Here is a 13,053-nt window from a genome sequence, read left to right as displayed (position 1 = left end):
GCGGGCACCCCTGGAGGCCCGCGCTTGTCATTGGACCGACAGGAGCGAGCGATGGTCGAGGTCGTCACGATCGAGGCCGAGGCGCGCGGGCGGGCCGGCAAGGGGGCGGCACGCGCGACCCGGCGAGAGGGCAAGGTGCCCGGCGTCATCTACGGCGCGAAGCAGGATCCCAGGCTGATCGCGGTGGATCCGCGCGTCATCATGCGGGAGCTGCACCGGCACGGCTGGCGCTCGCGCTTCTACGACGTGAAGGTGGGCGAGGCGACCGAGCGGGCACTGCTGCGCGACGTGCAGTTCCACCCCGTCACCGACCGTCCGGAACATGTCGATTTCCAGCGTCTCGCGCCGGGTCAGGAGATCCGCGTGGCGGTGGAGGTCGCGTTCCTGAACGAGGGGCTGTCGCCCGGGCTGAAGCAGGGTGGCGTGCTGAACGTGATCCGCCACGAGATCGAGGTCTATTGCTCGGTCGATGACGTGCCGGAGCGGTTCGAGGTCGATCTGACCGGGCTGACCATCGGCACCTCGATTCACTGGAGCGCGGTGAAGGCGCCGGCGGGCGTGCGCCCTGTGATCGCGGACCGCGATTTCACGATCGCCTCGATCGCGCCGCCGACCAAGATGACCGAGGCGCCGGTCGGGGCCGAGGCCGCCGCCGCGGCCGCCCCCGCTGCCGCCGCGGCGCCCGCAGCCCAGAAGAAATAGTCCGGCGCGTGCATTCGGGGTTGGTGGGGCGGCCGAATGCACGCGCGTCCATCCTCGAGCCTGCTGCTCTGGGTCGGGCTGGGCAATCCCGGCCCGGAGTACGCGCGCAACCGTCACAACATCGGTTTCATGGCGGTGGACGCGATCGCGGCGCGGCACGGCTTCGCGCCGTGGCGCAATCGGTTCCGCGGTGTCGTGGCCGACGGGACGGTCGCGGGGCGGAAGGTGCTGGCGCTCAAGCCGCAGACCTACATGAACCTGTCGGGCGAGAGCGTGCAGGCGGCGATGGCGTTCTTCCGGGTGCCGCTCGACGCGGTGACGGTGTTCCACGACGAGCTCGATCTCGCGGCCGGCAAGGTGCGGGTGAAGAAGGGCGGCGGGAATGCCGGGCACAACGGGCTGCGCAGCATCACGCAGCACTGCGGCGGCCCGGATTTCTGGCGCGTGCGGCTGGGGATCGGCCATCCGGGCGACAAGGAGCGGGTGACCGGGCATGTGCTCGGCGATTTCGCGAAGTCGGACCGCGAGTGGGTCGAGACGCTGCTGGATCGGATCGCGGAGGCGGCGCCGTTCCTGGCGGAGGGCCGGCAGGATCAGTTCATGAACAAGGTGGCCGGGGGGACCACGCTGGTCCCCCCGGACCCCCCTGCATGAGGGGGCCGCTCCCGTTGGTCGCGGCCCGCGCCCCGACCAACGGGAGGGGCGCCCGCCAGGGGGGCGCGGGGGGCCTTGCGGCCCCCCGCCTGGTTCTCTGGAGAGCTTGATGGGCTTCAACTGCGGCATTGTCGGCCTGCCGAACGTCGGCAAGTCCACCCTGTTCAACGCGCTGACCCAGACCGCGGCCGCCCAGGCCGCGAACTACCCGTTCTGCACGATCGAGCCGAACGTGGGCCGCGTCGCCGTCCCCGATCCGCGGCTCGACACCCTCGCGCGCATCGGCAAGTCGGCGAAGATCATCCCGACCAGCCTGGAATTCGTGGACATCGCCGGGCTCGTCCGCGGCGCCTCCAAGGGCGAGGGGCTCGGCAACCAGTTCCTCGCCAATATCCGCGAGGTGGACGCGATCATCCACGTGCTGCGCTGCTTCGAGGACCCCGACATCGCGCACGTGGACGGCGCGATCGACCCGCTGCGCGACGCCGAGACGGTCGAGACCGAGCTCATGCTCGCCGACCTCGAAAGCCTGGAGAAGCGGATCACCGCGCTCACCAAGCGCGCCCGCGGCGGCGACAAGGACGCGGCCGCGCAGCTCGCCCTGATCGAAACGCTGATCCCCGCCCTGCAACGCGGCGAGCCGGCGCGCAGCGCCATCCCGCCCGGCCAGGAGACGGCCGCGCGCGCGCTCAATCTCATGACCACCAAGCCCGTGCTCTATGTCTGCAACGTCGAGGAGAGCGCGGCGGCCACCGGCAATGCCTGGAGCGCGCGTGTCGAGGCGATGGCCAAGGCCAAGGGCGCGGCGGCGGTGGTGGTCTCGGCCGCGATCGAGGCCGAGATCGCGCAGCTTCCGCCCGAGGAGAAGGGGCCGTTCCTGGAGAGCCTCGGGCTCGCGGACAGCGGGCTCGACCGGGTGATCCGGGCCGGCTACGCGCTCCTCGGCCTGATCACCTTCTTCACGGTCGGGCCGAAGGAGGCGCGCGCCTGGACGATCGTGCAGGGCACCCGTGCGCCGCAGGCCGCCGGCGTGATCCACGGCGACTTCGAGCGCGGCTTCATCGCCGCCGAGACGATCGCGTATGACGACTTCGTCGCCTGCGGCGGCGAGGTGGCCGCCAAGGAAGCGGGGAAGATGCGCGTCGAGGGCAAGGACTACGTGGTGCGCGACGGCGACGTGATGCTGTTCCGCTTCAACGTCTGAGCGTACCCGACCGGACAACGCGACCGGTCCATCCGTCCGCCGGCCGCAGCTTCATCGAAACTTCGCGTTCGAACCGCGCGACCGCCGCTAGCGTCCCTCCCGCCACCCACCGGGAGAGCCGCCATGACGACCTCGCGACGCAGTCTGTTCGCCGGCGCATCCGCGCTTGCCGCCGCCGGCCTGCTCGACCACCTGCCCGGCCGGGCCGCGCGCGCCGCCGAGCGGGTCGGGACGCTGAAGATCGCGCTGCTCGGCCTCGACACCGCCGATCCGCATCGCCACACCGGCTCGATCGCGGTGCAGCAGGTCTATGTCGAGGGCCTGACCAGCATCGCCGATGACGGCCGCGCGATCCCGTATCTCGCCGAGTCCTGGCAGGTCGAGGACGGGGGCAGGCGCTACGTCTTCCGCATCCGCGAGGGCGTGCGCTTCCATAACGGCCGCGTGATGACCGCCGAGGACGTGAAGGCGAATGCCGAGCGTGTGCGCGACCGCATCGGTCGCGGCTGGCTCTCGGCGCCGATGAAGCTCGTGACGAAGCTGGAGGCGCCCGATCCGCGCACCTTCGTCATGGAGATGAGCGAGCCCTATGGTCCACTGCTCAATCTGCTGTCCGAGCTCTGGATCCTCGCGCCGGAGAGCGACGGCTGGGCCGGCACGATCCGCCAGCCCATCGGCACGGGTCCGTTCAGGTTCACCCGCTGGGTGCCGAACGAGCTGTTCCGCGGCGAGGCGCATGACGGCTACTGGCAGGCCGGCCTGCCGCGCGCCGAGGCGGTGGAGTTCGTGCTGCGCGACATGGACGACCCGTCGCTCGCGCTGCGCGCCGGCGATCTGCACATCGCGCGCGCCCGCTTCGCCGCCCTGCCCGAGCTGCAGGCCGACCCGAACATCCAGGTCCAGTTCATGAAGGACACGACCTGGTATTTCTGGTCCTTCAACAACCGCCGCCCGCGCCCGCCCTTCGACCGCGTCAAGGTGCGCGAGGCGATCGCCTGCGCCATGGACAAGCCCGGGCTGATGCGGCTGATCGCGGGCGATGCGGGTGTGGTGACGAACCAGATGGCCGCCCCCGGCCAGTTCTACTGGGACGAGGCGCTGCACAAGGCCGACCGCCACGCCACGCCCGATCTCGACCGCGCCCGCGCGCTGCTGCGCGAGGAGGGCGTAGAGCCGGCGCGCACGGCGCTGCGGATCGTCTCCTGGCAGACCGAATACGCCCAGGCGGCGGCCCAGGCGATGCGGGGCCTGGGCTTCCAGGTGGAGCATGTCGCCCTCGACGACCTCGGCGCGCAGCGGCGGCTGAACGCCTATGACTGGGATCTCGCGCCCTTCGCGTCCGGGCCGAGGGCCGACATCTTCCTGCGCTACATCCGCATGCTGTCGGACGGGCCGAATGTCGGACTCTGGGGTGGGCCGCAGGATCCGGCCTTCGATGCCCTGGTCCGCCAGGCTGTCGCCGCGACCGATCTCGACCGGCGGCGCGCGCTCTATCTGGACGCATGGCGGCACGCGATGGACCGGTACTGGACCGTCGTGATCGGCCATGCCGCCGAGGCGATCGCCAACCGCCGGGAAGTGACCGGGTGGAGCCCCGGCTTCACCTGGGGCGCCAACCGCGTCGATGGCGGTGTGGCCTTCGCGAAGCTCGGCTGAGCGGAGCCTCTCCTCGCCCTGGCCCGCTCCGGCGCAGGGGCGCGCAGGGACGAGGGCGCACGCGGTTCACGATGCCCGAAGCGCCACTTTCCGGCTGGCGTCTCGCCGACAGCCTCGACGGACCGGCCTCGGCGCCGGTCTCGCCCTGGCGCGTGCCGCTGCTGCTGCTCGGCGCGGTGGCCCTGCTCGCGCTGCTCGGCCCGCTGATCGCGCCGCAGGACCCGCTCTGGCAGGACCTCGCGGCGCGCAACGTCTCGCCCCGGCCGGGCGCCTGGCTCGGCACCGACAATCTCGGCCGCGACGTGCTGTCCCGGCTGCTCGCCGGGGCGCGGATCACGGTGCTGGTCGCCTCCGGCGCGACGGCGCTCGCGCTGGCGGTGGGCGCCGCGCTCGGCCTCACCGCGCTCGCCGCCGGCGCGCTGCCGGCGAGCCTGGTGTTCGGCGTGATCGACCTGATCCGCGCCCTGCCGTCGGTGCTGCTCGGGCTCGCGCTGATGGTGGCACTCGGCACTGGTGTCGGGCCGGTGACCATCGCCATCGGCCTCTCCTTCGCGCCGACCTTCGCCGTGGTCGCGCGCCAAGCCTGGCTGCGCGAGCGCGCAGCCGCCTATGTCGAGGCGGCGGTGGCCTCGGGCACCCATCCGGCCGTGATCCTGCGCCGGCATATCGCGCCCAATGTGGCCGGCGCGCTGATCACCCAGGCGGCGATCATCCTGCCGCGCGCCGTCACCACCGAAAGTGTGCTGTCCTTCCTCGGCCTCGGCGTCTCACCCGAGACGCCGACCTGGGGGCGGATGATCGCCGCCGGGCTGCCCTTCGTCGAGCGCGCGCCGCACGCCGTGCTGGCCCCGGTGATCGCCCTGTCGGTGCTGACGCTGCTGCTGGCGTTGGCCGGCGACCGGATCCGCGCCGCCGCCGACCCCCTGCGGATGGGCACGCGCTGATGCGGCTCGCGGCCCCTGTACTGCGCCAGCTGCTGACGGCCGGCGCGATCGGCGTGCTGGTCTTCCTGCTGATGCGTGTCATCCCCGGCGACGTGGTCGACGTGCTCGGCATCGAGGGCGACCTGACCGAGGCGGAACAGCAGGCGCTCAGGATCGAGCTCGGCCTGGACGCCGGGTGGGGGACGCAGTTCCTGCGCTGGGTCGGTGGTGCCCTCGCGGGCGATCTCGGCCTCAGCCTGCGCTACAACCGGCCGGTCGCCGAGATGATCGGCTACGCCCTGCCGCACACCCTGACGCTGGCGGCCCTGGCGCTCGGCCTTGGCTTGGCCCTCGGCGTCAGCGTCGCGGCGGTGGCCGCAGCCCGGCCTAGCGGCGTCTGGCCCGGACTCGTGCAGGTGCTGAATGTCTGGTCGATCGCCCTGCCGACCTTCTGCGTCGGGCTCGCCGGCATCCTGGTGTTCTCGATCTGGCTCGGCTGGCTGCCGGTGCGCGGACAGATCCTGATGCCGGTGCTGGTGCTGGGGATCGACATCGCCGGGCAGATCGCCAAGCCGCTGCACGAGGAGCTGAAGGAGATCCTCGCCACCCCCTTCATCCGCTCGGCGCGCGCCAAGGGCCTCGGGCCTGGCGCGATCGTGCTGCGCCACGTGCTGCCGAACGCAGCCGGGGTGCTGAGCGCGGTCTCGGGCCTGATTCTCGCCGGTCTCGTCTCGGGGGCGCTGACCATGGAGGTGCTGTTCGGCCTGCCGGGGCTGGGCAGCCTCGCGTTCCAGGCGATCGCCGGGCGCGACTGGACCGTGCTGCAATCGGTCGTCGTGCTGTTCGCGCTCGGCGTGATCGTGGCCAATCTGCTGGCCGACCTCGCGCACCGGCTTGCCGACCCGCGCGTGCGCTGAGCGCGGCCCAGCCCCGCGCGAGGCGCGCGAAGCTTGCATTTTCGGCCGCTCTCCGTCAGAAAGCCGCCGATCCGGAAGCGCGGCGCGGTCGAGGCGGTGGTGAGCACCCCCCGCCGGCCGCGCCCGCAGTTTTTCACGAGACCCCGCCCTGCCGGGGGCACGACCAGGAGGCCGCCGTGCCGCGCAACGTTCCGCTGTCGCGTATCCGTAACATCGGCATCACCGCGCATATCGACGCGGGCAAGACGACCACGACGGAGCGCATCCTCTACTACACCGGCCGCAGCCATAAGGTCGGCGAGGTGCACGAGGGCTCCACCACCACCGACTACATGGAGCAGGAGCGCGAGCGCGGCATCACCATCACCTCCGCCGCCGTGACCGCCGAGTGGAAGGACCACCGGATCAACATCATCGACACGCCCGGCCACATCGACTTCAACATCGAGGTGAACCGCAGCCTGCGCGTGCTCGACGGCGCGATCTTCATCATCGAGGGTGTCGCCGGCGTGCAGCCGCAGAGCGAGACCAACTGGCGCCTCGCCGACCGCTACAACGTTCCGCGCATCATCTTCATCAACAAGATGGATCGCACCGGCGCCGATTTCTACAAGGCGGTGCAGTCGCTGATCGACAAGCTCGGCATCGTGCCGCTCGAGGTCCAGCTGCCGATCGGCGCCGAGGACAAGTTCGTCGGCGTGGTCGATCTCGTCCAGATGAAGGCGATCGTCTGGGACGGTTCCGAACTCGGCGCCTCGTTCAAGGACGCGCCCATCCCGGCCGACCTGATGGAGAAGGCGAAGGAGTACCGCCAGAAGCTGCTCGACACCGCGCTCTCGGTCGATGACGCGGCGATGGAGGAGTATTTCGACAAGGGCGACGTCTCGGTCGAGACGCTGAAGCGCTGCATCAAGAAGGGCACGATCGCCGGCACCTTCCGCCCCGTGCTCTGCGGCACGGCGTTCAAGAACAAGGGCGTGCAGCCGCTGCTCGACGCGGTGCTCGACTACCTGCCGGCGCCGAACGAGGTGCCGGGCATCCGCACCGTCCCGCCCGAGGGCTCGGAGGAGGCGGGGCGCGAGATCGTCATCAGCGAGGATGCGCCGTTCACCGGCCTCGCCTTCAAGATCATCAACGACAAGTACGGCACGCTGACCTTCGTGCGCGTCTACTCGGGCGTGCTGCGCTCGGGCGACCAGGTCCTCAACACCACGAAGGGCAACAAGGAGCGCATCGGGCGGATGTTCCAGATGCACGCCGACAAGCGCGAGGAGATCAAGGAGGTCTATGCCGGCGACATCGCCGCCTTCATCGGCCTGAAGGACACCCAGACCGGCGACACGCTCGCCGATCCGTCCGACCCGGTGGTGCTGGAGCGCATGGCCTTCCCGGTGCCGGTGATCGACATCTCGGTCGAGCCCAAGACCAAGGACTCGATCGAGAAGATGACGCTCGGCCTGCAGAAGCTCGCGGCCGAGGACCCCAGCCTGCGCCTGCGCACCGATCAGGAGACGGGCCAGACCATCCTCTCCGGCATGGGCGAGCTCCATCTGGAGATCATCATCGACCGGCTGAAGCGGGAATACGGCGTCGAGGCGAATATCGGCGCACCGCAGGTGGCCTATCGCGAGACCATCACGCGCAGCCACACCGAGACCTACACCCACAAGAAACAGACCGGCGGGTCGGGCCAGTACGCCGAGGTCAAGATCGTGTTCGAGCCGCTCGACCGGAACGGCGGGGTGGTATTCGAGAACGCGGTGGTCGGCGGCGCGGTGCCGAAGGAGTACATCCCGGCGGTCGAGAAGGGCATCAAGGTGCAGGCCGAGACCGGCGTGCTCGCCGGCTTCCCCACCGTGGACTTCAAGTACACGCTGGTGGACGGCAAGTACCACGATGTCGACTCCTCGGCGATGGCGTTCGAGATCGCCGCCAAGGCGTGCTTCCGCGAGGGCATGAAGAAGGCGGGGCCGATCATCCTCGAGCCGATCATGGACGTGGAGGTGACGACGCCGCCGGATCACGTCGGCGACGTGGTGGGCGACCTCAACCGCCGCCGCGGCATGATCCAGAGCCAGGACATCCTGGGCACCTCGGTGATCGTGCGCGCGCACGTCCCGCTGTCCGAGATGTTCGGCTACATCTCGGACCTGCGCTCGATGTCGAAGGGGCGGGCGTCGTTCACGATGCAGTTCCACCACTACGACCCGGTGCCGCGGAACATCGCCGAGCAGATCATGGCGAAGTCGGCCTGACCCTCACCCTGCCCCTCTCCCGCCCTGCGGGAGAGGGTCACGGTGCGGGCGCGGCCCGCAGGTCGTTCCTGATCAGATCCGACGCCTTCTCGGCCAGCGCATAGACCGTCGCGTTGGTGTTGGCGCTGATCATGTCGGGGAAGGAAGAGGCATCGGCCACCCACAGCGCGCCGAGCCCGCGCACGCGCAGCCCCGGGTCGAGCACGGCCAGCGCGTCGCCCTCGGGGCCCATGCGGCACGTGCCGCAGGGGTGATACGTGGTCGACCCGTAGGCGCGCGCGAAGGCCAGCAGCGCCTCGTCGCTCTCGGCCTCCGCGCCCGGCAGCGTCTCGTCCCCGCGATACGGGTCGAGCGGTGTCTGGCCGATCCAGCGCCGGCAGAAGCGGATGCCCCAGAGCAGCGCACGCCGGTCCGCCTCGGCGGTCAGGTAGCCGGGCCGGATCGACGGTGCGGCGGCCGGGTCAGGCGAGACGATCTCCACCTCGCCGACGCTCTCCGGCCGGTGCTGCCAGACCCCCATCGACACGCCCGGCTCGTCCTCCAGCGCCCCGAAGGTGCCCTGCCGCCATGAGCCGGGCGCGACCACGGCCTGGATGTCCGGGCTCTCCAGCCCTTCGCGCGAACGCGGGAAGCAGAGGATCATGCCGGGCGAGCAGGTCAGGATGCCGCGCCCGCCGAAGGCCCATTTCGCCACCTCCCAGGCGAGCCTGAGCCCGCGGCTCCGTTCGTTCGCGGTGCCGACATTGCGCACGCGCCAGGCCATGCGCACGAGGTAGTGGTCCTGGAGATTGCGCCCCACGCCGGGCAGGTCGTGCAGCACGGGAATGCCGTGGCGCGCGAGCAGTCCGCCCGGGCCGATGCCCGAGAGCTGGAGGATCTGCGGCGAGCCGATCGCGCCGGCGGCCAGCACGACGCCGCGCGCGGCCGAGATCGTCTCGCGCCGTCCGGCCCGCTCGATCTCCACGCCGCGCGCGCGTCCGCCCTCCACCATCACGCGCCGGCAGAGCGCCTCGGTGATGACCGTCAGGTTCGGCCGGCCGATCGCCGGGTCGAGATAGGCGGTCTTGGCCGAACTGCGCCAGCGGCCGCCGCGCGCCTGCTGCGTCCAGGCGACCCCGTCCTGCACCCGGCCGTTGTAATCCTCGAGATAGGGCAGCCCCATCGCCTGCGCGGCGGCGATGAACGCCTCGAGCAGCGGTCCGCGATCGATCACCTGCTCCACCGCCACCGCGCCGTCGCGGCCGCGTTCCGGATCGCGGGCGGCCTCGTATCGTTCCGAGCGGCGGAAATACGGCACGAGATCGTCGTAGGACCAGCCGAGGCAGCCCTTCTGCGCCCAGCGGTCATAGTCCTGCGGCTGGCCGCGGATATGGATCATGCCGTTGATCGCCGAGGAGCCGCCGAGGCCCCGCCCGCGCGGATAGAGGATGGCGCGGTTGCCGCTCTCGGGGTCGGGCGTGGTGCGGTAGCCCCAGGTGAGGCCGCGATGCTCCATCAGCCGCGCATAGGCCGCCGGGATGCGCGTGTAGGGATGCCCGCCCGCGCCGCCCGCCTCGATCAGCGTCACCTTCAGCGAGGGATCGGCGGAGAGCCGGTTGGCGAGCACGCAGCCGGCGCTGCCCGCGCCCACGATCACGATGTCGGCGTCCATGCGCGAAGGCTAGCGGCTGGGCCGTGCCGGGTCGATCCGGGGACGACCGGCTACTTGAAGCACTCGATCAGCACGGTCGAGGGGTGCGCGATCTCGCCCACCTCGGCGGCCGGGTAGTGCGCGATCGACGGCGACCGGCGCGCCTGCACGCCGTTCTGGCGCAGGAACTCCAGGGCCACGCTGCCCTGGATGGCGATGTTGACGTTCTGCGGCAGGTCGCCCGTGCGCTCGGCCACGCGCAGCGCGGCGAGCTTGGCGACGATCACGCCGAGCACATTGCCCGCCCGGTCGAGCAGCGGCCCGCCCGAATTGCCCGCCTGCACCGGCGCCGAGATGATCATGGTGTTCGGATCGTCGCGCAGCCCCGTCAGCGCGCTGATCTCGCCCGTGGTCAGCGTCGGCCCGGAGCCGAGAATGCCGGTGAGCGGGAAGCCGTAGGTGACGACCTCGTCGCCGCGGCGCGGTGCCCCCTCGCGGAAGGCGAGGGCGGGTCCGAGGTCGCGCGGGCCGGAGAGGATCGCGAGGTCGCGGCGCGCATCGCGCGGGCCGATGCCGAGATCGACCCGCCGCCGGTTCGCGAGCACGCCGACGACGCGCTGGCAGCCGTCGATCACGTGATGGTTGGTCAGCACCCGCCCCTCGGCGACGATGAAGCCGGTGCCGGTGCTGGCGCGCCGCTGCTGGGCCGGCGGCGGCGCGTCGGAGGGCGGGCGGGCGGGACCCGGGGTGACGCCCGTCGGCAGCGGCACCGGGCGGTCGACGCCCGGCGGCGGCTTGTCGTTTCCGGTCCGCGGCGCGCCGGGCCGGGGCGGGGGGGCGGCCGCGACCGGCGGCGGCGCCGCACCGATCGGCGGTGGCTTCCCGTTCGTCCCGCCGCCCTGCGCGCCGACCGCCCGCCCGAGCGCGGCCATGGTCGGCCGATCGGGCTCGCCGGTGACGGGCAGGCCGGTGTCGCGCTGGAACGCGGCGATCGCCTGGCGCGTACGCGGCCCCATCACGCCGTCGGCGGCGCCGGGGTCGTATCCGAGAGCCGCCAGCGCGCGCTGCGCGGCGGCGATCGAGGTCGGTTCGACCTCCGCCTGCGCCGGCGCGGCGTGGCCCGGCCGCTGCGGGGGCGCCTGGGTGAAGAACACCTCGCGCGTCGCGCAGACATTGGCGCGCGGCCAGTCCATCACGCGGCCGCTCGCCAGCACCATGCGCAGATCCACGCTGCACCCGGGCGCTGCGGTCTGGACGCCGGCGCCGGCGGGCAGTTGCCGCCCCGCCAGCAGGTTCCGCCCGCCGCCGACATAGAGGCCGATCGCCGGCTCGCCGGTGCGGTTGAAGATGCGGAACGAGGTCTCCTGCGCGGCCGCGGGCGAGGCGATCAGCACGGCGAGGGCAAGGGCGAGGCCACGCATGCGGGAAGAATGGAACGGGCGTGGCGCGAGTCAACTGACAGCCGGGGGAGCGCACGAGGGCGCGTGCCGGCGCTTGCTGGCATCGGGTATATGTTTACCGGCTCGTAAGCCGTCGTCTCCGATCCTGCGCCGGCATGCGCGAGACCACAGGAGGAAAGATCCGGATGTCGATGGTCCATGCGTTCTGCAACGACCCCAAGACCTTCATGGAGACGCATGTCGTCTACGTGATCGTGCCGAACCAGACCGAGGGCCTGGTGGACGTCACGGTCGAGGAGCGGCCGAACTCCGTCGTGACCAACAATCCCGATGCGAAGGTGTTCCGCCTGCGCCTGGCGCGGCCCGACGATCCGGTCTCGATCCCCGCCTATTTCTGTCCCTACGAGCAGAACAACATCAAGGCGACGACGCTCGGCAACCTGGCGCTCTGGATGTTCACCCCGACCATGGACGGCTGCACGCTCGGCATCGGCAGCCAGGGCCCCGGCGCGAACGGCACGGTGCGGGTCTGCCACGTCAACATGGCGCGGGCGGGCACCGCGATCGAAAGCCTCGGCATCGACGCCGGGCGGGCGCAGCAGGCCAAGCTGCAGCGCAACGTCGCGCTCTCGGAGGTCGGCCGGGGCGGCACACTGGTCGAGCCGATGACCTACATGAGCGAAGGCAACACCGGCTACGTGCTGAAGGCCACCACCTTCGGCACCCACCCGCTGGAGCGGCCCTGGCGCTTCTACACGCTGCGCTACCGCTACACCGGCAACAGCTTCTTCCACGGCGGGGTGCACGCGCACCCCTGACCGGGGCCGTGCCTCAGCGTGTGCCGAGGATCGTCCCGGTCAGGCTGCGCGGGTCGCGCCGCGGCCAGCGGCCGAGTTCCACCGCGGCGAGGAAGTCGGCCACCGCGGCGTTGAAGGCGGCCGGCTCCTCCAGGTTCAGCGTGTGCCCGGTGCAGGGCAGCACGACCAGGCCGGAGGTCGGGATGCAGCGCTTCATGAACAGGCTCGCCTCCAGGCAGGGATCGTCCTCGTCGCCGGTCATGATCAGGCTGGGCACGCTGAGCGCCTTCATCCCCTCGGCGAGGTCGAACACCGAGGGCCGGCGCTTCTGCACGCCCCTGAGCGTGTTCGCCGCACCCTTCGGGTCGTGCTCGGCGAGCTGGGCCATGAACTCGGCGTAGCCGCGCGGGTCCTTGTTCTCGTACTGCACCCGGGTCGGTCCGCGACCGTAGCTGCCGGCGGCCTCCGCGGCGGGCAGGGTCTCGAAGCGGCGCGCCGCCACCTCGCACTCCTCGGCGAACTGGGCGCGCTTGTCGGCCGGCGCGCCGTAGCCCACGCCCGCGATCACCAGCGACTTCGCCCGGTGCGGGTAGGCGAGGCCGAAATGCAGGGTCGCGAACCCGCCCATCGAGATGCCGACGATATGCGCGCCCTGGATGCCGAGCTGGTCGAGCACGTCGCGGATGTCGTCGCGCGCGCGCGCCTGGGAGTAGGCCTCGGGCGAGGCGGGCACGTCGGAGGGCGGGTAGCCGCGCGCGTTGAAGGTCACGCAGCGGTAGCGACGCGCGAAGTACCGCACCTGCGGCTCGTAGCTGCGGCAGTCGCCGGCGAATTCGTGCACGAACACGATCGGCGCGCCGTGGCCGGTGTCCTCGACGTGCAGCGTCACGCCGTCCGTTGTGGTGATGCGCATGG

The 13,053-nt window shown here is 71.5% G+C and carries 11 protein-coding genes; 8 read left to right on the top strand and 3 right to left on the bottom strand.

Features of this window, described 5'->3' with window-relative positions:
• Positions 1-51 precede the first annotated feature (51 nt).
• The 7 genes from F563_RS0110310 (at position 52) to fusA (ending at position 8,311) form a co-directional block, all read left to right on the top strand.
• Complete coding sequence (locus F563_RS0110310; RefSeq protein WP_019014593.1) at positions 52-702, top strand: 50S ribosomal protein L25/general stress protein Ctc; 651 nt, start codon at positions 52-54, stop codon at positions 700-702.
• Between the two features lie 60 nt (positions 703-762).
• Positions 763-1,356 (top strand): aminoacyl-tRNA hydrolase, encoded by a 594-nt coding sequence (gene pth, locus F563_RS22215; protein ID WP_051089371.1) that lies wholly within the window; start codon positions 763-765, stop codon positions 1,354-1,356.
• A gap of 109 nt (positions 1,357-1,465) precedes the next feature.
• A complete protein-coding gene (gene ychF, locus F563_RS0110300; protein WP_019014591.1) occupies positions 1,466-2,560 on the top strand; it encodes a redox-regulated ATPase YchF in 1,095 nt (364 codons plus the stop codon).
• Between the two features lie 123 nt (positions 2,561-2,683).
• Entirely contained in the window at positions 2,684-4,216 is a 1,533-nt protein-coding gene (locus F563_RS0110295) for an ABC transporter substrate-binding protein (RefSeq protein WP_019014590.1), read from the top strand.
• A gap of 71 nt (positions 4,217-4,287) precedes the next feature.
• Positions 4,288-5,160 (top strand): ABC transporter permease, encoded by an 873-nt coding sequence (locus F563_RS0110290; protein ID WP_019014589.1) that lies wholly within the window; start codon positions 4,288-4,290, stop codon positions 5,158-5,160.
• Complete coding sequence (locus F563_RS0110285; protein ID WP_019014588.1) at positions 5,160-6,056, top strand: ABC transporter permease; 897 nt, start codon at positions 5,160-5,162, stop codon at positions 6,054-6,056. Before F563_RS0110290 ends, F563_RS0110285 begins: the two co-directional genes overlap by 1 nt.
• 176 nt (positions 6,057-6,232) lie before the next feature.
• A complete protein-coding gene (gene fusA, locus F563_RS0110280) occupies positions 6,233-8,311 on the top strand; it encodes an elongation factor G (RefSeq protein WP_019014587.1) in 2,079 nt (692 codons plus the stop codon).
• 37 nt (positions 8,312-8,348) lie between these two features.
• Here fusA and F563_RS0110275 read toward each other — a convergent pair whose 3' ends face one another.
• On the bottom strand, positions 8,349-9,962 hold the full coding sequence (locus F563_RS0110275; protein ID WP_019014586.1) for a GMC family oxidoreductase: 1,614 nt from the start codon (positions 9,960-9,962) through the stop codon (positions 8,349-8,351).
• 50 nt (positions 9,963-10,012) lie between these two features.
• Entirely contained in the window at positions 10,013-11,362 is a 1,350-nt protein-coding gene (locus tag F563_RS25850; RefSeq protein WP_019014585.1) for a trypsin-like peptidase domain-containing protein, read from the bottom strand.
• 134 nt (positions 11,363-11,496) lie between these two features.
• Between F563_RS25850 and F563_RS0110265 the strand changes: the two genes are divergently transcribed.
• Positions 11,497-12,159 (top strand): hypothetical protein, encoded by a 663-nt coding sequence (locus tag F563_RS0110265; protein WP_156825133.1) that lies wholly within the window; start codon positions 11,497-11,499, stop codon positions 12,157-12,159.
• A 13-nt stretch (positions 12,160-12,172) separates the two neighbouring features.
• On the opposite strand, the gene F563_RS0110260 is transcribed toward F563_RS0110265, so the two are convergent.
• Complete coding sequence (locus tag F563_RS0110260) at positions 12,173-13,051, bottom strand: alpha/beta fold hydrolase (RefSeq protein WP_019014583.1); 879 nt, start codon at positions 13,049-13,051, stop codon at positions 12,173-12,175.
• Positions 13,052-13,053 lie beyond the last annotated feature (2 nt).

This window comes from Elioraea tepidiphila DSM 17972 (assembly GCF_000378465.1).
In the GTDB taxonomy this organism is placed as follows: Bacteria; Pseudomonadota; Alphaproteobacteria; order Acetobacterales; family Acetobacteraceae; genus Elioraea; species Elioraea tepidiphila.
This window is presented reverse-complemented; position numbering and strand designations above follow the sequence as displayed.

Bases quoted from the DNA above. Each gene is read 5' to 3' on its own strand.
- F563_RS0110295 (WP_019014590.1), top strand. From the start codon at position 2,684: ATGACGACCTCGCGACGCAGTCTGTTCGCCGGCGCATCCGCGCTTGCC.
- ychF (WP_019014591.1), top strand. From the start codon at position 1,466: ATGGGCTTCAACTGCGGCATTGTCGGCCTGCCGAACGTCGGCAAGTCC.
- F563_RS0110265 (WP_156825133.1), top strand. From the start codon at position 11,497: ATGCGCGAGACCACAGGAGGAAAGATCCGGATGTCGATGGTCCATGCG.
- F563_RS25850 (WP_019014585.1), bottom strand. From the start codon at position 11,362: ATGCGTGGCCTCGCCCTTGCCCTCGCCGTGCTGATCGCCTCGCCCGCG.
- F563_RS0110260 (WP_019014583.1), bottom strand. From the start codon at position 13,051: ATGCGCATCACCACAACGGACGGCGTGACGCTGCACGTCGAGGACACC.
- F563_RS0110310 (WP_019014593.1), top strand. From the start codon at position 52: ATGGTCGAGGTCGTCACGATCGAGGCCGAGGCGCGCGGGCGGGCCGGC.
- F563_RS0110275 (WP_019014586.1), bottom strand. From the start codon at position 9,962: ATGGACGCCGACATCGTGATCGTGGGCGCGGGCAGCGCCGGCTGCGTG.
- F563_RS0110290 (WP_019014589.1), top strand. From the start codon at position 4,288: ATGCCCGAAGCGCCACTTTCCGGCTGGCGTCTCGCCGACAGCCTCGAC.
- F563_RS0110285 (WP_019014588.1), top strand. From the start codon at position 5,160: ATGCGGCTCGCGGCCCCTGTACTGCGCCAGCTGCTGACGGCCGGCGCG.